Below are 19,490 nucleotides of genomic sequence, written 5' to 3'. Positions count from 1 at the left end.
ACGCGCCCTTCTTCCGCGCCGATCATAAGCGGCGGCGCGAAGCTCGGCCATGCGACGGCGACACTCGGATGGGGATGTGGTTGAGATCGATCCGAAATCAGGCGGCGAGGCCGAAGGCCGGCTCGCGGGCGACCATCACGCGATCGCGGCCGCCATCCTTGGCTTGGTAGAGCGCCCCGTCGGCCCGGCGCAGCAGGTCGTCGAGGACGCTCCCCGCTCGCCCGGTGGCGATGCCGATGCTGACACTGACCTTGAGGTCCGGATAATCGGCATGCGCGATGCGGCCGACCGAGTCGCGAACCCCCTCGGCGAACCGGGCAGCCAAGGCCGGGCCGGTCTCGGGCAGCAGGCAGGCGAATTCCTCACCCCCGAGACGGCCGAACACGGCACCTCGCGGCAGCATCGGTTCGGCGGCGTGACAGAAGGCGGTGAGCACGGCGTCGCCGACGCTGTGCCCGTACGCATCGTTGATCGCCTTGAAGTGATCGAGGTCGAGCAGAAGCAGGGCGGCGGAGCGGGTGGCGAGGCACGCTTCCGCCCGGCCGACGAAGGCCCGGCGGCTGGCGACGCCGGTGAGCGCGTCGGTCTCGGCGGCGATCCTCTGTTCGCGCTCGGCCCGCTCCTTGGTCAGGGCCATCAGCACGAAGGCGACGGCGACCGCGTAGAGCGTGCCCACGAAGCAGAGCGCGGCGAACCACGGTGAGTCGGAACCCGGCACGATGGCCGGCGGCGGGTAGACGAGGCTGAGCGGGATGCGGATGAAGTAGAGGCCGGCATAGGTCGCGAGCAGCACGGCCGCCGGGTAGCGCGACACGAGCGGCTCGCCGCGGCCATGCCAGGTCGTCCACGCCCCGAGCGCGCAGTAGAGACCCGCGCTCGTGGAGGCGAGAGTGATGCGGGCCGGCAGGGAGCCGTAGAAGGCCGGCACCAGACAGGCCACGCCCCAGGCGAGTCCGCCCGCGACCGCCCAGCCGATCAGCGGGCTGCGCCCCTCGAAGGCGCGCACACCGCTCCAGATCAGGCCGTAGGCGCCGATCATCACGGCATTGCCGAGGCCGATCGAGACGGGATCGGGAATCACGCCCCGCAGGGCCAGCATGCAGGACGCCCCGCTTCCGAGCAGATGAGCGATGCCCCAGATCGCGAGAGCGCGTTCGCGCCGTGTCTGGCTCCAAGACAAAAGAAACAGCACGCCGACCACGAACGTGACGGCCACCGTCATCAGAAACAGGGTCGGCACATCGAGGCGCATCGTGGCCCTTGAACGGTGCGGCGCGGGCCGCGTCGGCCCCGGATTAGCCTAGCAGTTCAAAACGTTTCGCATCCAGTGCGAATGCTCGCGGTTTTTAACATGCGGAGCCCGATGACAACTCGGGCGACGGGGATTCGTCCTCCGGCGCATCGTTGAGCGGGTGAAGGTCGCGCACCATGCCCTTCAGGCGCTCGTCGAGGACGTGGGTGTAGATCTGGGTCGTCGCGATGTCGGCGTGGCCGAGCAATTCCTGCACGATCCGCAGATCCGCGCCGTTCTGGAGCAGATGGCTGGCGAAGGCGTGGCGCAGCACGTGCGGGCTGACCCGGTCGGCCCGCAGGCCGGCGGCGGCGGCAACGGTCTTCAGATCGCGGGCGAAGGCCTGCCGGGTGAGGTGGCCGCTCTCGCTGTCGGCGGGAAACAGCCAGGGGCCGTCGCCGGGCAGCCGCGCCGCGTGGGCGGCCATGGCCGCGCGGGCGAGGTCGGTGAGCGGCACCAAGCGCTCGCGCCCGCCCTTGCCCTTCACCACGAGGTAGCGCTCCCGGCTCGCGGCGGCGCTGCGCGGCAGGGCGATCAGTTCCGAGACGCGCAGGCCCGTGGCGTAGAGGAGTTCGAGCAGGCACAGCATCCGCAGGGCCGCGCGCGCCTCGGCCCGATTCTCGGCGGCGGGCGCCGTTCCGCTTCCGGTGTCGCGCCCCGTACCGCCGGCAGCCTCGGCCCGCTCCCGGGCGACGGCGAGCAACCGATCGACCTCCGCCACCGACAGGATCTTGGGCAGGCCCTTGGTGCGGCGCGGCGAGGCGACCGGCGCGGTCGGGTCGCTCTCGGCGAACCCTTCCGCGTAGAGGAAGCGGTGGAAGCCGCGGATGCAGGACAGCCGCCGCGCCGCCGAGGAGGCCTTCAGGCCCCGCGGCTCCAGATCGGCGATGTAGGCCCGCACGTCCTCCGCCTCGATCTCGGTCGGCGCAAGGCTCTGCTCCGCCAAGTAGCCGAGATAATCGTCGAGATCGCGCCGGTAGGCCGCGAGCGTGTTGGCCGCCGCGCCCCGCTCGGCGGCGAGCATATCGAGATAGTCCCGCGCCCAGTTCTCCCGCGCCGCCTCGGGCGACGGGGTCGCGCTCATCGGTTGCCCGGCTGCAGCTTCGTGTTCGGGATGGTCACACTCATCTCCCGCTGGGTCGGCTGGACGAAGGTCGCCAGCGCGAACATCCCGGCGAAGACCAGCCCCGCGAGGATCGCGATCGTGGCGAGGAAGCGGAACAGGGTGGGCAAGGGAACCGGCCTTTCGGCAAGGCTACGCGGACGAGCGGCCGTGTTGCAATGCGGGACCGCCCCGTTCGATTCCCACGAGCCCGCCGCGAAGGCAAGGTCCGCCAGAGCACAGGTCGGGGGCAATCGCGCGTAATCCGACCGCTCCCCGGCGGTCCTGCATCAGAACCGGTTCTTCCAGGCCCGAAGGGCGGTGAAGACCTGAGCCGGGTCGGTACCCTCGGGCAGGTCGACGGCGCGGGCCAGCGCAGGCTCGCCCGCGCGCAGGAACGGGTTCGTCGCCTTCTCCGTGCCGATCGTCGAGGGGATCAGGAAGCGGCCCTCCTGCGCCAGCCTCTCGGCCTCGGCGGCGCGGGCCTGGAGGGCGGCGTTCTCGGGTTCGGCGGCGAGGGCGAAGCGGGCGTTCGAGAGCACGTAGTCGTGGCCGCTATAGACCGCGGTTTCGCCCGGCAGGTCGAGGAAGCGGACCAGCGATCGCCACAGGGTGGCCGGCTCGGCCTCCATGACCCGGCCGCAGCCGAGGGTGAACAGGGTGTCTCCGGAGAAGACGATGCGGGCCTCGCCGAAATGGTAGGTGATATGGTCGGCGCAATGCCCCGGCGTCTCCCACACCGTGGCCTCCAGCCCGCCGACGGTGACGCGGTCGCCCTCGCCGATGTAGCGGGCAGCCCCCGGTACCGCCGCGCGCGCCTTCTCCGGCGCGGTGACGCGGGCGCCCGTGCGCTCCACCACTTCGGGAATACCCTCGATGTGATCGGCGTGGCGGTGGGTGACGAGGATATCGGTGAGCCGCCAGCCCTCGGCCTCGAGAGTCGCCAACACCGGGGCGGCCTCCGGCACGTCGATGGCGGCGCAGGCCCCGGTGCCGGGATCGCGGATCAGCACGCCGATATTGTCGCTCCGGCACAGGAAGGTTCGGATCTCGGGGGCGGCATTCGGCATCGGAGAAACTCCCGTCACGTGTGGGGGGCGGCCGGCGCCGTTCCCTCGTCAGGCGGTGATCGGCCGATTCGGGCCAACAGAATAGCGGCCCTTCGCGCCGAACCGAGCCCCGCGCCGCGCCAAGCTCGGCCGGGCGTGGCCTGGGAACCGCGCGACGCCGCGCCCGGTTCCGTCCGCCGGCCCCGGCCGTGCCGTCGGCTTCGGCGGCAAACCGCGTCGGTCCCGGTTGCGCATCCCGTCCACATCCTTGGGCGCGCCGCGCTTGCCGGATGCGGCTTCGATCCCCATTGATGCCGAATGGATGGTCTCTCGCGGGGGCGCCCGCCGTGCCGGGGGCGGGTTCCGGGCGTCCCGCGAGCGCGTCGTCCCCGTTTCCCGCGAAGGATCGGTCGTGCCGGCACCCCACCCGATGCGCCTCGACGTCACGGACTTGCGCGCCTTCTACGCCAGCCCCCTCGGCGTCGTCACCCATCGCGTCGTCGCCCGTACGATCCACGGCTTCCTGGGCTCGGTCTCGGGTCTGCGCGTGCTCGGGCTCGGCTACGTCACTCCCTATCTCGGCCCGGTCCACGTCATCGCCGAGCGCACCCTCGCCTTCATGCCGGCGACCCAGGGGGTGGTGAATTGGCCCTCCAGCGGGCGCTCGGTGACGGCTTTGGCCGATCCCACCATGCTGCCCCTGCCCGAAGCTGCGGTCGACCGGGTGATCCTCGTCCACGCCCTGGAGGCGGTCGAGAGCCCGAGTGAGCTGCTCTCGGAGGTCTGGCGGGTGCTGACGCCGGGGGGGCGGCTGATCCTCGTCGTCCCCAACCGCACCGGCGTCTGGGCGCGGCGCGATGCGACGCCCTTCGGGCACGGGCAGCCCTATAGCCGCTCGCAGCTCGGGCGGCTGATGCGCCAGACCCTGTTCTCACCGGAGGGCTGGGCCGAGGCCCTGTACATGCCGCCGATCCGCAGCCGGTTCTGGCTCGGCACCGCCGGCGCCTGGGAGCGGCTCGGCACCGGCCTCGCCCTCCCCTTCGCCGGGCTGCACGTGGTCGACGCCACCAAGCAGCTCTACCGCCCGGTCACCGTGCGGCAGGTGCGCCGCCTGGAAGCCCGCGTCCCCGCCCGCGTCCTCGTCCCGGCCGGCCAGCCCGGCTGAGGCCGCGCGCCCCGCTTGCCGCCGGGGCCGCCGCCGCGCAAGACCCCCGCCGAGCCATTCTCCGAGACTGCCCGATGAGCCCCGACATCGCCCTCACGAGCTTCCTGCTCGCGCTCTCCGGCCTGTTCTCCATCGTCAATCCGGTCGGCTCGGCCCTGATCTTCGCGCAGGTGACGGCGGAGCGCAGCGCGGCGGAGCGGGCCGAACTCGCCCGCCGGATCGGCTTCTACGCCGCCCTCGTGATGCTCGCGGCCCTCTGGGCCGGCGCGCCGATCCTCAACTTCTTCGGTGTCTCCCTGGCGGCGCTCCGCATCGCCGGCGGCCTCGTGGTCGCGGCCTCCGCCTGGACGTTGCTCTCGGCGCCCGAAGCGCGGGAAGCGCGCCGGCAAGCCGAGGCCGGACCGGAGCCGGGCCGAGGAATCGGCCCGGGCAGCGGCGACGGGCGCAGCGAGGGCTTGGCCGAGGTCGCCTTCTTTCCCCTCACCCTCCCCTTCACCACCGGGCCCGGCACCATCGCGGTCGCCATCGCCCTCGGTGCCAACCGCCCGGCGGAGGGGCCGGACCGGATCGGCTTCTATATCGGCGCCTCGCTCGCGGCGGTCGCCATCGCCGGAATGGTCCGCCTCGCCTACGGCTCCGCCGACCGGGTCGTCACTCTGATCGGTCCGGTCCGGGCGCGGGTGCTCGGGCGGCTCTCGGCTTTCCTGCTCCTCTGCGTCGGCACGCAGATCACCGTGAATGGCGTGGCGGATGTCCTGGGTCCGCTGATCGCCGCCGCCCATCGCGGCTGAGTGCTTGGCTCGGGCGTCTCGTTCCGCCTACGGGCGAGCCCGATCTTCGCGACGCATGCGGCGGCGCCGTTCGACCGGCGCTGACGGGAATGTCCAGGTCCCACCGCACGCGCGGCGGGGTGGAGGCCCAATCGCGATTGCAAGTGCCTCCGACGCGGTTCTAGAAGCACGCGGACGGGGCCGCTCGCCACGGCCGGAACGGGCACTGGACATCATGAAGCTGATCGTCGTGGGCGCCGAGGGGCGCATGGGCCGGATGCTGATCCGCGCGGTGGCCGAGGCCGAGGGCTGCACCCTGCACGGTGCCGTCGAGCGGACGGGCTCGTCTGTTCTCGGCAAGGACGCCGGGCTGCTCGCGGGAATCGGCGAGCTCGGCGTGCCCGTCACGGACGATCCGCTGCCGCTGTTCGTGGCCGCCGACGGGGTGCTCGACTTCACGGCGCCCGCCGCCACGGTGGCCTTCGCCGAACTCGCCGCTCAGGCGCGCATCGTCCACGTCATCGGCACCACCGGCTTCTCGGAGGACGACCTGGAGCGCTTGAAGGCGGCGAGCTTCCACGCCCGCCTCGTACGCTCGGGCAACATGTCGCTCGGCGTCAACCTGCTGGCCGGCCTCGTGCGCAAGGTTGCGGCAACCTTGGGTGAAGAGTTCGACATCGAAGTACTGGAGATGCACCACCGCATGAAGGTCGATGCTCCCTCCGGCACCGCCCTGCTGCTCGGCGAGGCGGCGGCGCAAGGGCGCGACGTGGCGCTTTCCGACGCCCGCGTCTCGACCCGCGATGGCCATACCGGGGCCCGCCGGCCCGGCGATATCGGCTTCGCGACGTTGCGCGGCGGCACGGTCGTCGGCGATCACAGCGTGATCTTCGCCGGCCCCTCCGAGCGCATCACCCTCTCCCATCACGCCGAGGACCGGGCGATCTTCGCCCGCGGGGCCCTGAAGGCCGCGCAATGGGCCTTCGACCAGCCTCCGGGCCTCTACAGTATGGACGACGTGTTGGGGCTGTGAGCGCGGACCTGTCGCCTGACAGCGAAGGACATCCGTAGCGGCTGGCCTTTTTGGGGAGGCGGCGCGAGCTTGGGCGTCGGCATGGGCTCTGCTAAGCAGCGCCGCAACGGCCCTGCCCGATCTTCCAACAAGATGGACCTCCCATGGAGCGCACGCTCGTCCTCGCTCGCCACGGCCAGAGCGAATGGAACCTCAAGAAGCTGTTCACCGGCTGGCGCGATCCGGACCTGACCGAACTCGGCGTCTCGGAAGCTCGCAATGCCGGGCGTTGGCTCAAGGCCCAGGGCTCGCAGTTCGACGTGGCCTTCACCTCGAATCTCAAGCGGGCTCAGAACACCTGCGCCCTGATCCTGGAAGAGATGGGTCAGTCCGGTATCGAGACGATTCGCTCCGAAGCCCTCAACGAGCGCGATTACGGCGATCTCTCCGGCCTCAACAAGGATGACGCCCGCGAGCGCTGGGGCGACGCGCAGGTGCATGAGTGGCGCCGGTCCTACGACGTGCCCCCTCCCGGCGGCGAGAGCCTGAAGGACACCGCCGCCCGCGTCCTGCCCTACTACATCCAGACCATCCTGCCGCGCGTCATGGCCGGCGAGCGGGTGCTGGTGGCCGCCCACGGCAACTCCCTGCGCGCCCTGGTGATGGTCCTCGACGGCATGACCACCAAGACCATCGCCAGCCTGGAGATCGCCACCGGTATCCCGCTGGTCTACCAGCTCAAGGCCGACACCACGGTCGAGTCGAAGCTGATCCTCGACAAGGACATCGACGCGGCGGACTGAGCGCCTCACCGGGCTTCGCCCGGTCCCGCCCAAGGGATGATCCCTTTGGAAGCCCGTTACGCCGGAAGGACTTCCGCCACTGCGCGGGCGACGCGGGCGGTCGAGCCCGACTCGTCCAGCGGGTTGCGGCGCAGGCGGTGGCGCAGGGCGCTCGGCGCGATCTGACGGAGATGGTCGATGCCGGCCGTCTCCGCACCGTCGAGGGCGGCGAGGGCGCGGGCGGTGCGCATCAGGGTGAGTTCGCCGCGCAGCCCATCGGTGCCGAGGGCGAGGCAGAGCTTCGCCGCCGCCTCCAGGACCGCATCCGGGACGGCGACCGTCCCGAGCCGCTCGCGGGCGGCGACGATCCGCTTCTGCAACGCCCGCTCGGATGCCGCATGGGTGGCGCAGAAACCGTCCGGGTCACGCTCGTAGGCATCGCGGCGTCGCACCACCTCGATCCGCGTGGCGATCTCCGTGGGTGTGCCGACCTCGCAGGCGAGGCCGAAGCGGTCGAGGAGCTGCGGGCGCAGCTCGCCCTCCTCCGGATTGCCGCTGCCGACCAGGACGAAGCGGGCCGGATGGCGCAGCGACAGGCCCTCCCGCTCGACGGTGTTGACGCCGGAGGCCGCCACGTCGAGGAGCAGGTCGACAAGGTGGTCCTCCAGCAGGTTGACCTCATCGATATAGAGGAAGCCGCGATTGGCCCGCGCCAGCAGGCCCGGCTCGAACGCCTTCTCGCCCCGTGTCAGCGCCCGTTCCAGATCGAGGGCGCCGACCACCCGATCCTCGGTGGCGCCGAGCGGCAGGTCGACCACCGGCACCGGGATCGTGTGGCTCTTACCCCGTGCCTTGCCGCCCGCTTGCGCGCAATGCGGGCAGTCGCTGGCCGGGGAATCGGGTGAGCAGGAATAGGGGCAATCCACGACGGCGCGGATCTTCGGCAGAAGGGCGGCGAGGGCCCGGATCGCCGTCGACTTGCCGGTGCCGCGGTCACCGAAGACGAGGACGCCGCCGACCGTCGGATCGACCGCCGCAATCAGCAGGGCCCGCTTCATCTCCTCCTGGGCGACGATGGCGGTGAAGGGGAAAGCAGGCACCGGGCGGGTTTTTCCGTATGTGGCGCCGGACCGGATATCCGGTGTCGCGGAAGGCCGGCGCGGCGGCCGATCATGCACGATTTCGCAGGCGGGGCCAGCCGAGCTTGAGCGTTGTCGCGCAATCCGTTTGGAGGAATCGGGACGAGGCGGGCTGCCGGCTTTTCAGCCGACGGGCGTCGCGTTACGCCGCAGGCGGGAAGAACGCTCGTAAAGCCCGGTCCAGCACGCCGTTACGTCGAATTACAGTCCCTTGCAGCGGCTGCGCAGGAGACCGCTGAATTCCTTCTCGCTGCTCTGGACCTGGCCGATCCGTTCGCCACGCTCCGGCCCCGACAGGCAGCGTCCGTAGACACCTGCGATCCGGCGCATGGTGTCGACGTGGCGCCGCCACACCCGGCAGCGACTCGCGTCGTCCTCGCCCGCGCTCTCCAACTGGTCGATGGCTTGGCGCTGCATCGAGTTCGCCACCAGCACGTCGCGGGCACAGGTCGCATCGCCCTGGGCAAGGGCAGGCGCGAGGCTCGCGACGAGGAGGCAGGCCGCGAGGCCCGAGCGGGTCGTCACGCTCATGTCAGGCCGCCTGGGTCGTGGGACCATGGGCGAGCAGCGCGTAGAGCGCGGTCGCGTCGCGGGCGGTGCGGATGCGCTCCAGCATGCCAGGCTCGCGCAGAACGCGGGCGACCTGGGCCAGAGCCTTGAGATGATCGGCTCCCGCCCCCTCCGGGGCGAGCAGCAGGAACGCCACATCGATCGGTTGGCCGTCGAGGGCATCGAAATCCACCGGCTTCTCGAGCCGTGCGACGAGCCCGAACAACTTGTTGAGCCGCGTCAGCTTGCCGTGGGGAATCGCGACGCCGTCACCGATTCCGGTGGAGCCGAGGCGCTCGCGCTGAAGCAGCGTCTCGAACACGTCGCGCTCCGACAGGTCCGGCAGATGCCGGGCCGAATGCGCGGCAAGTTCCTGCAGCGCATGCTTCTTGTCCCGTGCGCGCAGCGACGGGACGACGGCGTCCTGACTCAGAAAATCCAGGATCGGCATGAAGACAAAACGCCTTGTAGTCGGAATCCATCCATCGATTCCGCACTCATATGCGAGGCATCCGGGCCGTTGATCGGCCCGGCGCTCGGGAAAGGACGCCTCGGACGCGGCGTGCCTCAGGCGCGCTCGTCCGGAGGATCGACCCATCCGATCGCGCCATCGCTGCGCCGATATACGACGTTGATGCGCCCGGTGCCAGCGTGAACGAAAACCACGACCGGCGCGCCGGTGAGGTCGAGGGCGGTGACGGCTTCGCTGACCGATTGGCGGCGCAGCGTCCGGGTGCTCTCGGCGACGACCGGCGGGTGCTCGCCCGTCTCCGTCTCATCCTCGGCGGGCTCGTCGTCCACATCCTCCTCTGGAGCGGCGAAGACGGCGTAGGCCGCCTCGATCGCGGCGCCGTTCTGGCTCGCGGCGCCGTGGTCCTTGAGCTTGTGCTTGTAGCGGCGCAGGCGCTTCTCCAGCCGATCCGCGGTCTGATCGAAGCTCGCATGGGCATCGTGGGCGTTGCCCGAGGCCTCCAAGGTCAGGCCGGTGGCGAGATGGAGCACGCAATCGGTGCGGTAGGCGGCGCCGTCGCGCCGGAGCGTGACATGGCCCGTGCAGGTGCCGCTCATATGAGGATCGAGGTATTTCGCGAGCGTCGCCGCCATCCGGTCCTCGACGCGGCCCCGCAGAGCCGTTCCGAGATCGAGGCCATGCCCCGTCACCCGCAAACCTGCCATTGATGTCTCCGATCTCCTCCCGAGGCTTCGAGAGTTAGAAAGCGGGACTCGGCAAGTCAACGAGAAGCCGAGCCGGCGCAGGACGCGGGAGACGGGGCGCGTGCAGGTCGGAGCCCCGTTTCAGGCCCGCAACGTTCCGAGGTGCCGCGGGCGAACCCGGCATTCACGAAGGGCCGCGATGGTGTGCCTGAAGCCCGGCTTCCTGCGCCCCGGGTGGGTTGCGCGCCTTGAGATCCGGGGTCCGCTGGGCGGCCCCGGAATGGCGATGCGGGATCTCTCAGGAAGGGCGCCCCGACCTTGACGGAGCGACGCCTTCCTCACCGTCCAGCATGCGCCATCCGGGCGCGGCGGCGCTCGATGGAGGAGGGAATGCGCAAGGATTCCCGGTACTTCGCCACGGTGCGGCGGGCGATGTCCACGCCCTCGTCGCGCAGACGCTGCACCAGAGCGTCGTCGGAGAGCACGTCGGCGGCTTCCCCATCGACGAGCTGCTTGATGCGGTGGCGTACGGCTTCCGAGGAATGGGCGGCGGCCCCCGCCGCGCCGGGAATCGCGGCGGTGAAGAAGTATTTCATCTCCAGCGTGCCGCGGCTGGTGCCGATCGACTTGTTGGAGGTGACCCGCGAGACGGTGGATTCGTGCATGCCGATCGCCTCGGCGACCGTCTTCAGATTGAGCGGACGCAGATGGGCAACGCCGTTCAGGAAGAAGGCATCCTGCTGGCGAACGATCTCGGTCGCGACCTTGAGGATGGTGCGGGCCCGCTGTTCGAGGCTCCGGGTGAGCCAGTTGGCCGTCTGAAGGCACTCGGACAGGAACGCCTTGTCTCCTTCCGCCACCGCGCCCTTCGAGACGCGGGCGTAATAGCTCTGATTGACCAGGACGCGCGGCAGGGCCTCGGAATTGAGCTCGACCAGCCAGGAGCCGTCGGGCGCGGCGCGGACGAACACGTCGGGGACCAGCACCTCGACGGCCTGGGCACCGAAGGCGCGGCCGGGCTTCGGGTCGAGGCGGCGGATCTCCGCCAGCATCTCCACGAGATCCTCGTCGTCCACGCCGCAGAGCCGCCGCAGGGCGGGAAAATCGCGCTTGGCGACGAGGTCGAGGCGCGAGACCAGCGCCTCCATCGCCGGGTCGAACCGATTCTGCTCGCGCAGCTGGATCGCGAGGCACTCGGCGAGATCGCGCGCAGCGACGCCGGGCGGATCGAAGCTCTGCACGAGCTTGAGCACGCGGGCCACGTCGTCGATCCGGGCGCCGAGCCGCTCGGACACCGCATCGATCGTCTCGCGCAGATAGCCAGCCTCATCGACAGCATCGATCAGGAAGCTGCCGATCAGGCGATCGGTCGCCGAGGCCGTGGCGAGGTCGAGCTGCCCAGCGAGGTGCTCGCGCAGGGAGGTCTCGGCGGTGAGGCTCGCCTCGAAGTCGGGCAACTCGCCGTCGAAGCTACCGCCGGTATTGCCGTAGGGCGCGGGGGTGAGCGAGAGCATGTCGCCGCTGCCCTGCTCGCGCGGGGTCGGGTTCTCGTCCGCGAAGACGTTGTCGAGGCGGGTGTCGAGATCCCCCTCCATCTCGCTGCGACTCGACGTCATGTCGTTCGCGAGCCAGGATTCCGGCTCCGGCGCCTCTCCGCTCTCGAAATCGCCGCTCGGCTCCGCCGCCTCCGGGGCTTCCCGCTCGGCGCCCGCCTCGCCCTCGAGGCGCTCCAACAGCGGATTGCGTTCGAGTTCGGCATCGACATAGGCTGCGAGGTCGAGCTGCGAGAGTTGCAGCAGCTTGATCGCCTGCAGAAGCTGCGGCGTCATCACCAGGGCCTGGCCCTGCCGCATCTCCAGCCGTTGCAGCAGACTCATGGGGACGCCTAACCTTCGATCAGCGTTGAGAAATCACGATCCGGCGAGGATCGCGCCGTTTCCGGCACAATTCTTGCTCCTTCATTGAATAGGTCTAGCTGCTCCCCGTCCGTCCGTCAAAGCGTGTTTGACGCAAGCTTTTGGGAAAACCAGTCGCAGCGGCAGCGGCGCCACAGGGAACGACCTCAAACGGGCACCCCATGTGAAGAGAACCGGCCGGCGCCAACAAAGTATTGCGTTCGTGTGGGCGAATGCGGAGTCCGTCGGAAGACGGTTACCAACATCCAACGATGAAAAGCCGGTTCGGAGATCCAACTTCGTCATTGCGAGGCGGAGCCGAAGCAATCCAGGGCGCCGCGCTGCTGAAAAGCGTGCATGAGACGCATTGCATCAAGCAAGATCGCCGTAAAGATCGCGCCATTCGGGATTGAGCGCTTCAATTTTTGCAAGCTTCGCCGCCCGGGATCCGGCCTTGATCTGCTTTTCGCGCGAAATGGCTTCGATCATAGTTGAAAACACCTCGTACCAAACAAGGTGTTTACATCTGTATCGCGTCGTAAAGCCCTGGATCAGACCTTCCCGATGTTCATAGACTCGACGGGCGAGGTTTGCGGTCACGCCGGTGTAAAGCGTGCCGTTCCGCCCGCTGGCCATGATGTAAACCGTCGGTTGACGCATCCCGATGGCACCCGCTCGCTCATTCCTTTCGCGCCGCGCTCTGGATTGCTTCGGCTCCGCCTCGCAATGACGAAGCGGGCGTTCTGGGCCGTCTCGGCAAGTGAGGCGCGAAAGGGTTGAGTCTAAAGCCGAAAATCCTCACCCAGATACAATCGACGGGCATCCTCGTTCGCCACGATCTGCTCGGGCGTGCCTTCCGTCAGGATGCGGCCGGAATGGGCGATATAGGCTCGGTCGATCAGGCCGAGCGTCTCGCGCACGTTGTGGTCGGTGATGAGCACGCCGATCCCGCGCTGCTTCAGGTGCTTCACCAGATCCTGGATGTCGCCGACCGCGATCGGGTCGATGCCGGCGAACGGCTCGTCGAGCAGCATGAAGGTCGGCGAGGAGGCCAGCGCGCGGGCGATCTCGCAGCGCCGCCGCTCGCCACCCGACAGCGCGATGGAGGGCGACTTGCGCAGACGCGCGATGTCGAACTCCTCGAGCAGCGATTCGAGCTTGCGCTCGCGGGCTTTCCGGTCGGGCTCGGCGACCTCGAGCACCGCGCGGATATTGTCCTCGACCGTGAGGCCGCGGAAGATCGACGCTTCCTGGGGGAGGTAACCAATGCCGAGGCGGGCGCGCTGGTACATCGGGAGATGGGTGATCTCCATCCCGTCGAGGCTGATGAAGCCGCGATCGGCCGGGACGAGGCCGGTGATCATGTAGAAGATCGTCGTCTTGCCGGCGCCGTTGGGACCGAGCAGCCCCACCGCCTCGCCGTTATGGACGGTGAGGCCCGCCTCATGGACGACGGTACGGGCACCGTAACTCTTGCGCAGGCCCCGCACGTAGAGAACGCCCGGCCCGCCCTCCGCCGCCGTATTGCCCGCCTCGGCACGGTGCGCGGGTCGCCCGCGACCGAAGAGGCGCCCGAACAGGGAGCCGCCCCGGCCTCGTCCGGTCGTCTTCGCGTCGGCGCCCGCGCGCAGCGGGGCCGCCACCGGCATCGCGGCACCTGTCACGGTCAGTTCGCCTGCGCCCGCGTCTTGGCAGCGGGCCGATCCGCGGCGGCTTTCTCGGCGGCCTTGGCGCCGGGCTTGGCCGCGACCGCCGGCTGGGCGCAGCCCTTCGATCCACCGCCCCCGGCCTTCCCCTGGGCGTCGCCGCCCTGCCCCGGCACGAACATCGCCGAGACGCGCCCACCCGCCACCGGGTCCATGTTCGCCCGGCCGGTCGCCATATCGTAGACGAGACGCGAGCCGCGGGTGACGTTCTGGCACTGGCTGAGCACGACGTTGCCGGTGAGGACGATGCGCTTGGCTTCCTGATCGAACACCGCATTGTCGCCGGTGGCGACCTGATCCTTCTGCGAAACCGTCACGGGACCGGCGCACTCGACCTTGCGGATGCCGTTGCCGGCCAACGCGTTCGCGTCCTTGGGCTTTTCCGCTTCGGCGGCATCGGCGGGCTTGCCCGAATCCTTGCCGGGGTCCTTGTCGCGGTCCCGCTTGTAATGGACGGTCAGCGACGAGCAGCGGATCGTGCTGTCATTCTGCACGGCCACGACATTGCCGGCGAAGATCGCCTTGCTCTCCTTGTCGAACACGTCGAGGCGGTCCGCGTCGATCTTGATCGGCCCCTTGCCGCCGCCGACGGTACCGAGCGGGGCGGACTTTCCGGCATCCTTCGCCGCGTCCCTGGCGGCGGGCGCCTGCGCGACGGCGCCCGCCGTCGGGGCGGTGAGCGCGAGGGCGAGGGCCGCGAGCAACGCACGGGTTGCGGGGCGATTCATCGGGGCGTCTCCGACGCCTCGGCCGCAGAGGTGCGGATACGCTCGGGCGCCGTCGCCACGGCGGACGGCTTACCCTCCTCCCCGTGGAACACCGCGCGGACCCGACCGACGAAGGACACGACGCGGCCGTTCTCGATCACGTCGAGACTGTCGGCGACGATCGAGCCCGACGGGACGGTCACGGTGACGGGCTTCGTGGAATGCACGCTGCCAGCCTTGAAATCGACGGTCGCGACGGAGAGGCGGATCTCCTCGCCCTTGTCGGTCCAGAGGCGGATGTCGTTCTCCAGGTTGAGGGATTCACGGGTGGAATCGAACACGCCGCCCTGCGCCTGGAGATAGGCGCGTCCGCCCCTGTCGTCGGTGGCGACATAGCCCTTCATGGCCTGCAATTCGATGATGCTCGGCTTGCGGACATCCTGCTGCGCCGCCGAGGCCGTGACCTCGTAGCCGCGCTCTCCCTTGCGGAAGCCCGACAGGCGCGGGCTTTCCATGGTGACTTTGGTGCCGGACACGGAGATCGGCCCGAACTCGACGGCGGGCAGCGCGCCGGCGAGGGGCCCCCAGAGCACGAAGCCCGCGAGGCCGAGCACGGCGAGGCCCGCCGCCACGGGGATGACGCGGCGAAGCGCCCGCACCTGGATGCTGTGACGGTGCGCCCGTTTGTGCGCCCGGCGACGGCGCGCGTTCTCGTTCGCGGCTCGCGCGTTGGAACCCGTGTCTGTCCGGAGGGTGTCGGCCACCTGCATCGCGTTCCCGAAGAGGGTCGGCGCGTCAGCGATCGCGCCAGGCCGGCCGGATGGCCCGCCGCAGTGGCGAAGTTATGGCCTCGATTGGCAGAAATGATCAACGGCGCCCGCGTGCGCCCCCGCACCGACGCACCCGCGAAAGCCCGCGGAAACCCGCCCCTTGCGCAGTCCGGCCGCGCCCGTTGCGCGGCCGCATCACGTCCGCGGTTCAAGAATGCGCGAAAATATCGGTCTCGGGCCAGCCGGCGAGATCGAGCCGGGCCCGCGTCGGCAGGAAGTCGAAGCAGGCCTGAGCCATTTCGGTGCGATCCTCGCGGGCCAGCATGGCGTCGAGTCGGTCCCGCGCCGCGTGGAGATGGAGCACATCCGAGGCCGCGTAGTCGATCTGGGCCTGGCTCAGCGTTTCGGCGCCCCAATCGGAGGATTGCTGCTGCTTCGAGAGGTCGACACCGACGCATTCGCGCACGACGTCCTTCAGCCCGTGCCGGTCGGTATAGGTGCGGGCGAGTTTGGAGGCGATCTTGGTGCAGTAGACCGGGCCCGGCATCACGCCGAAGGCGCGATACAGAACCGCGAGGTCGAAGCGGGCGAAATGGAAGATCTTGAGTACCTGCCGATCCGCCAGCACCTGCTTCAACCGCTCGGCCGCATCGCCGGGCCGGATCTGCACCACTTCGGCGCTGCCGTCGCCGCAGGATATCTGCACGACGCAGAGACGGTCGCGGTGCGGATTGAGACCGAGCGTCTCGGTGTCGATGGCGATGGCGGGACCCGGATCGAAGCCGGCCGGAAGATCGCCGCGATGCAGGCGGATGCGGGAATGGGAGGCGGCCATCGCTCGGACTTGGATCTCGGATGGGGATCGATGAGGGGCTGCGGCGGCGCCCGCAGCCGCGTCCTGAGGAACGGATACAGGACGGCACCCTAGGGGCTTCTCCCGCCTGGCCTTTTTCGAAGGCCAGGCGGTCGCCTTTCGGCTCGAGGCTCTATCACCGCCGCAGCGTCCCCGGAAGGTCCGGCCGGGGCGGTGGAGTTACTTTTGCCGGGCGATGATCCGGTCCTTGATCTCGGCGTAGACCGACTCCGGAAGGATCTTCCTGTTCACGAGATCGTCCTTGCCGCGATAGGGGCGTCCCTTGACGATCGCCGCCGAGCGCGCCTCGCCGATGCCCTTCAGCTGGCTGAGTTCCTGGGCGGAGGCCGTGTTGAGGTCGATCAGCGTGGATTTTTCCCCGGCGATCTCCGGTTTGGCCGGTGCCGTCGGCGGCGTCGCCGTCGCGGCGGCAGGGGGCTTGGGCGCCGTCGGTGCGGCCGGACTCGGCGCTTGGGCGAAAGCGGGGACGGCGAGCAGGGCGAAGGCGGTGGCGTAGGTGGCGATACGGGACGCGCGCATGTCGATCTCCCGACATCCGGCCGGTGGGCCGGAGGGTGGCCGCCGGCCCGCGGTGGGCGGCCCCGGACGGGCGCACCCGCATGCCGCGCCGGCTGCCCTCTCGCTAGGCCGGCACGGTTGAACCGGGTTTGAACGGGCCGGCGCGGTCTTTCCCGCCGACATCGGAACCGGGCCGAATGCGGGCCGTTCAGGCACCGCCGCTCGCGGCGACACGGCGCCATCAACGACCGTCCGGCTTTCGCCCGCGCCGTTCGCCCGGCAGGCCCCCACAACAACAGGAGAACGACCATGGTCGACACCGACAGGATCACCGGCGCCGCGCGCGAAATCGGCGGCAAGGTTCAGGGCGCGGTTGGCGACCTGACCGGCCGGCACAGCGATTCGGTCGAGGGCCGTCTGCGCGAGACCGGCGGAGCGGCGGAAAATCTCTACGGACAGGCCAAGGACGCCGTGCGCCACGCCGCCGACGAGGCCTACGACTACGCCGAGGACGCCTACGAGCGCGGTCGCCGCACCGTCCGTGAGGGGCACGAGCGTTCGGCGGAGTGGCCCCACGTTTCGCTGGTGGTCGCCGGCCTCGTCGGCTTCGGCCTCGGCCTCCTGGTCAACGCCCGGCGGGACTGACCGCCATCGACGCGCGCAGCCCCGGCCGCCGCGCGGCCGGGAGCCGCCCGTGTCGCGCGGTACCCCCATCCCGCGCGCCTGCCGTTGCCGGCCCGCGAAAGCGGGTGCTATAGCCCGGCCGATGCCGGGTGGACCTTGTCCGCCGGGCCTTTTCGAACGTTCACGGGCGGCATGTCGGTCGACGAGAAGACGGTACGGCGCATCGCGCACCTGGCGCGCATCGCGGTCACGGATGAGGAGGTTGGCCCGCTTCAGGGCGAGCTCAACGCCATCCTGGCCTTCGTCGAGCAACTCGGCGCGGTCGACGTCACCGGCATCGAGCCGATGACGTCGGTGACGCCGATGCGCATGAAGAAGCGCGAGGACGTCGTCAACGACGGCGGCCGGGCGAGCGACATCGTCGCTAACGCCCCCGACACCGAAGACAATTACTTCCTGGTTCCCAAGGTCGTCGAATAACCTTTCGGGAAGTGCGGGGCTGAAGTTCTTCGGCCCCGGCGAGACACGCGCCTGCGGGATACGGCACCGCGATCTGGAACGGGCATGACGGCACTCAACGAACTCACCCTGGCCGAGGCCCGCGACGGCCTGAAGGAAAAGCGCTTCTCCGCCCGCGAGATCGCGCAGGCGCATCTCGACGCGATCGAGAAGGCGCGTGCGCTGAACGCCTATATCGTGGCGACCCCGGACCGCGCCCTGAAGATGGCGGAGGTGTCGGACGAGAAGATCGCCAAGGGCGAGGCCCGTCCCCTCGAAGGGCTGCCGCTCGGCATCAAGGACCTGTTCGCGACGCAAGGGGTGCACACCACCGCGGGGTCCAAGATCCTCGAAGGGTTCGAGCCCCATTACGAATCCAACGTCTCGACCCAGCTCTGGCGTGACGGCGCCGTGATGCTCGGCAAGCTCAACCTCGATGAGTTCGCCATGGGCTCGTCGAACGAGACCAGCGCCTACGGCAAGACGATCTCGCCCTGGCGCCGGAACGGCTCGGACGCCGCCATCGTGCCGGGCGGCTCGTCCGGCGGTTCGGCGGCGGCGGTCGCCGCGCATCTGTGCCTGGGCGCCACCGCCACCGACACCGGCGGCTCGATCCGCCAGCCCGCCGCCTTCACCGGCACGGTCGGCATCAAGCCGACCTATGGGCGCTGCTCGCGCTGGGGCATCATTGCCTACGCCTCCTCCCTCGATCAGGCGGGCCCGATCGCCCGCACGGTGCAGGATTGCGCCATTTTGCTCGGCTCCATGGCCGGGCACGACCCGCGCGATACCACCTCAGTCGACAGGGCCGTCCCGGATTTCGAGGCGGCGGTCACGCGCGGCGTGAAGGGTCTCACCATCGGCATCCCGAAGGAGTACCGGGTCGAGGGCATGCCCGAAGAGATCCTGCGGCTGTGGGACCAGGGCGCGGAGTGGCTGAAGGCCGCCGGCGCGACGATCAAGGAGATCTCGCTGCCGCACACGCAATACGCGCTGCCGGCCTATTACATCGTCGCCCCGGCCGAGGCCTCCTCGAACCTCGCCCGTTACGACGGCGTGCGATACGGCCTGCGCGTCCCCGGCAAGGACATTGCCGGGATGTACGAGAACACCCGCGCGGCGGGCTTCGGCCGCGAGGTGAAGCGCCGCATCATGATCGGCACCTACGTTCTCTCGGCGGGCTATTACGACGCCTATTACGTGCGGGCGCAGAAGATCCGCACGCTGATCAAGCGCGATTTCGAGCGCGCCTACGCCGACGGCGTCGATGCGATCCTCACCCCCGCCACCCCGTCGGCCGCCTTCGGCCTCGGCGAGATGGCGAGCGCCGACCCGGTGCAGATGTATCTCAACGACGTGTTCACCGTGACCGTGAACATGGCGGGTTTGCCCGGCATCGCGGTGCCGGCGGGGCTCGATTCGCAAGGCTTGCCGCTCGGCCTCCAGCTCATCGGCCGCCCCTTCGACGAGGAGACGTTGTTCGCGGCGGCCCAAGTCGTCGAGGAGGCGGCCGGGCGGATGAAACTTCCTGCGGCCTGGTGGGCTTGAGACCCACATGAACGGTCCCCCCGTCGTCCCCGTCTATCCCGTCTCGGTCTGGATCCTCGCCGGCTTCGACCCTGTGCTGATCGCGGTCGCGGTCATCCTCGGCTGGAAGGCCGATCAGTTCGGGAAGGTGTTCATCGCCGCCATCGCCGCGCTGGCGATCTCCGTCCTGTTCGCCTGGGTCGTGACCAAGGTCGGTCTGCCCTGGCCGGCGCCGGTCGCCGCCGACATGCCGACCTTCTTCCCGGTCCGCACGGTCTCGGCCTTCCTGTGGGCCGCCGCCGGCTACGGTGCGCGACGGGTGCTGCAGCGGGGCTGAAGGCACGGGCTCGAAGTACACCGAGAGACCCGCGCGGCCC

Annotated in this window: 23 protein-coding genes; 8 read left to right on the top strand and 15 right to left on the bottom strand. The window is 69.8% G+C overall.

The features are described from left to right. Positions 1–97: 97 nt before the first annotated feature. From MFF26_RS10875 to gloB, 4 genes are all read right to left on the bottom strand, one after another. Positions 98–1,252: a GGDEF domain-containing protein gene (locus MFF26_RS10875; RefSeq protein WP_137827650.1), complete on the bottom strand. Its 1,155-nt coding sequence runs from the start codon at positions 1,250–1,252 to the stop codon at positions 98–100. 94 nt (positions 1,253–1,346) lie between these two features. After that, positions 1,347–2,375, bottom strand: a complete 1,029-nt coding sequence (locus MFF26_RS10870) for a tyrosine recombinase (RefSeq protein ID WP_137827651.1) — start codon at positions 2,373–2,375, stop codon at positions 1,347–1,349. After that, positions 2,372–2,524 (bottom strand): histidine kinase, encoded by a 153-nt coding sequence (locus MFF26_RS10865; RefSeq protein ID WP_091950340.1) that lies wholly within the window; start codon positions 2,522–2,524, stop codon positions 2,372–2,374. Before MFF26_RS10865 ends, MFF26_RS10870 begins: the two co-directional genes overlap by 4 nt. Positions 2,525–2,683: 159 nt before the next feature. Beyond that, positions 2,684–3,463 (bottom strand): hydroxyacylglutathione hydrolase, encoded by a 780-nt coding sequence (gloB, locus tag MFF26_RS10860; protein WP_137827652.1) that lies wholly within the window; start codon positions 3,461–3,463, stop codon positions 2,684–2,686. Between the two features lie 409 nt (positions 3,464–3,872). On the opposite strand from gloB, the gene MFF26_RS10855 reads away from it, so the two are divergent. The 4 genes from MFF26_RS10855 to MFF26_RS10840 all read left to right on the top strand — a co-directional run bounded on the left by MFF26_RS10855 (position 3,873) and on the right by MFF26_RS10840 (position 7,192). Continuing rightward, positions 3,873–4,607, top strand: coding sequence for a class I SAM-dependent methyltransferase (locus tag MFF26_RS10855; protein WP_238308025.1), 735 nt, complete (start codon positions 3,873–3,875; stop codon positions 4,605–4,607). Between the two features lie 74 nt (positions 4,608–4,681). After that, positions 4,682–5,398, top strand: coding sequence for a MarC family protein (locus MFF26_RS10850; RefSeq protein WP_137827653.1), 717 nt, complete (start codon positions 4,682–4,684; stop codon positions 5,396–5,398). Positions 5,399–5,612: 214 nt separating this feature from the next. Continuing rightward, positions 5,613–6,410, top strand: coding sequence for a 4-hydroxy-tetrahydrodipicolinate reductase (gene dapB, locus MFF26_RS10845; RefSeq protein WP_137827654.1), 798 nt, complete (start codon positions 5,613–5,615; stop codon positions 6,408–6,410). A gap of 143 nt (positions 6,411–6,553) precedes the next feature. Beyond that, entirely contained in the window at positions 6,554–7,192 is a 639-nt protein-coding gene (locus tag MFF26_RS10840; RefSeq protein ID WP_137827655.1) for a 2,3-bisphosphoglycerate-dependent phosphoglycerate mutase, read from the top strand. A gap of 56 nt (positions 7,193–7,248) precedes the next feature. On the opposite strand, the gene bchI is transcribed toward MFF26_RS10840, so the two are convergent. From bchI to MFF26_RS10785, 11 genes are all read right to left on the bottom strand, one after another. Continuing rightward, positions 7,249–8,271 (bottom strand): magnesium chelatase ATPase subunit I, encoded by a 1,023-nt coding sequence (gene bchI / locus MFF26_RS10835; RefSeq protein ID WP_137827656.1) that lies wholly within the window; start codon positions 8,269–8,271, stop codon positions 7,249–7,251. 240 nt (positions 8,272–8,511) lie between these two features. Next, a complete protein-coding gene (locus MFF26_RS10830; protein ID WP_137827657.1) occupies positions 8,512–8,841 on the bottom strand; it encodes a hypothetical protein in 330 nt (109 codons plus the stop codon). Position 8,842: 1 nt separating this feature from the next. Next, positions 8,843–9,310, bottom strand: a complete 468-nt coding sequence (gene ptsN, locus MFF26_RS10825; protein ID WP_137827658.1) for a PTS IIA-like nitrogen regulatory protein PtsN — start codon at positions 9,308–9,310, stop codon at positions 8,843–8,845. Positions 9,311–9,426: 116 nt separating this feature from the next. After that, positions 9,427–10,035, bottom strand: coding sequence for a ribosome hibernation-promoting factor, HPF/YfiA family (gene hpf, locus MFF26_RS10820; protein WP_137827659.1), 609 nt, complete (start codon positions 10,033–10,035; stop codon positions 9,427–9,429). A gap of 317 nt (positions 10,036–10,352) precedes the next feature. Continuing rightward, positions 10,353–11,891, bottom strand: a complete 1,539-nt coding sequence (gene rpoN, locus MFF26_RS10815) for an RNA polymerase factor sigma-54 (RefSeq protein WP_137827660.1) — start codon at positions 11,889–11,891, stop codon at positions 10,353–10,355. Positions 11,892–12,281: 390 nt separating this feature from the next. Beyond that, the gene (locus MFF26_RS10810; protein ID WP_137827661.1) at positions 12,282–12,569 is read right to left on the bottom strand and encodes a GIY-YIG nuclease family protein; all 288 of its coding nucleotides are present in this window, start codon (positions 12,567–12,569) and stop codon (positions 12,282–12,284) included. Positions 12,570–12,691: 122 nt separating this feature from the next. Then, a complete protein-coding gene (gene lptB / locus MFF26_RS10805; RefSeq protein WP_137827783.1) occupies positions 12,692–13,558 on the bottom strand; it encodes an LPS export ABC transporter ATP-binding protein in 867 nt (288 codons plus the stop codon). Between the two features lie 17 nt (positions 13,559–13,575). Further along, complete coding sequence (locus MFF26_RS10800; RefSeq protein WP_137827662.1) at positions 13,576–14,343, bottom strand: LptA/OstA family protein; 768 nt, start codon at positions 14,341–14,343, stop codon at positions 13,576–13,578. Further along, on the bottom strand, positions 14,340–15,092 hold the full coding sequence (locus MFF26_RS10795) for a lipopolysaccharide-assembly, LptC-related protein (protein WP_137827663.1): 753 nt from the start codon (positions 15,090–15,092) through the stop codon (positions 14,340–14,342). The genes MFF26_RS10800 and MFF26_RS10795 overlap by 4 nt, the downstream gene beginning before the upstream one ends. A 208-nt stretch (positions 15,093–15,300) precedes the next feature. Beyond that, positions 15,301–15,927 carry a ribonuclease D gene (locus MFF26_RS10790; RefSeq protein ID WP_137827664.1) on the bottom strand — a complete coding sequence of 209 codons (627 nt, stop codon included), beginning with the start codon at positions 15,925–15,927 and terminating at the stop codon, positions 15,301–15,303. A gap of 198 nt (positions 15,928–16,125) precedes the next feature. After that, a complete protein-coding gene (locus MFF26_RS10785; RefSeq protein ID WP_137827665.1) occupies positions 16,126–16,485 on the bottom strand; it encodes a ComEA family DNA-binding protein in 360 nt (119 codons plus the stop codon). A gap of 288 nt (positions 16,486–16,773) precedes the next feature. Here MFF26_RS10785 and MFF26_RS10780 point away from each other — a divergent pair, with 288 nt between their 5' ends. From MFF26_RS10780 to MFF26_RS10765, 4 genes are all read left to right on the top strand, one after another. Then, entirely contained in the window at positions 16,774–17,109 is a 336-nt protein-coding gene (locus tag MFF26_RS10780; protein ID WP_137827666.1) for a CsbD family protein, read from the top strand. 171 nt (positions 17,110–17,280) lie between these two features. After that, positions 17,281–17,568: an Asp-tRNA(Asn)/Glu-tRNA(Gln) amidotransferase subunit GatC gene (gene gatC, locus MFF26_RS10775; protein WP_137827667.1), complete on the top strand. Its 288-nt coding sequence runs from the start codon at positions 17,281–17,283 to the stop codon at positions 17,566–17,568. 84 nt (positions 17,569–17,652) lie between these two features. Further along, entirely contained in the window at positions 17,653–19,134 is a 1,482-nt protein-coding gene (gene gatA, locus MFF26_RS10770) for an Asp-tRNA(Asn)/Glu-tRNA(Gln) amidotransferase subunit GatA (RefSeq protein WP_137827668.1), read from the top strand. A 7-nt stretch (positions 19,135–19,141) separates the two neighbouring features. After that, positions 19,142–19,450 (top strand): hypothetical protein, encoded by a 309-nt coding sequence (locus MFF26_RS10765; protein WP_137827669.1) that lies wholly within the window; start codon positions 19,142–19,144, stop codon positions 19,448–19,450. Positions 19,451–19,490: the final 40 nt, after the last annotated feature.

It is taken from the genome of Methylorubrum suomiense (genome assembly GCF_022179765.1).
Lineage (GTDB): Bacteria > Pseudomonadota > Alphaproteobacteria > Rhizobiales > Beijerinckiaceae > Methylobacterium > Methylobacterium suomiense.
Note: the sequence above shows the minus strand (reverse complement) of the source record. Positions and strands in the feature narration are given on the sequence as shown.